Source organism: Photobacterium sp. R1 (assembly GCF_054600795.1).
Genome location: NZ_BAAHZP010000597.1, coordinates 1 through 267 on the forward strand (window position 1 = coordinate 1; position 267 = coordinate 267).

Consider the following 267-nt stretch of genomic DNA (forward strand, 5'->3'; position numbering starts at 1 on the left):
GCCACCCTGGGCTGCGCAATGGCGCCAAATGTGGAAACGCTGCTGGCGTTCCGTTTTCTTCAGGCACTTGGTGCCTGTAGTGCCACCGTGCTCTGGCAGGCCATTGTTATTGACAGATATGAAGGTAAGCTTGCCGAAAAAGTGTTCGCAACTATTATGCCTTTGGTTGCCCTTTCACCGGCACTTGCGCCTTTAGTGGGTGCAGCCATTCAGTCGCATTTTGGCTGGCGTGCCATTTTCCTGAGTCTGATTGCTTTAGGGGCGGTT

1 protein-coding gene is annotated in these 267 nt (G+C 53.6%); it reads left to right on the top strand.

Annotation, left to right across the window (positions count from 1 at the left end; genetic code table 11):
* Positions 1–267, top strand: a 267-nt coding sequence (locus ACYP03_RS26440; RefSeq protein ID WP_459782731.1) for an MFS transporter, incomplete at both ends; no start/stop codon positions are given.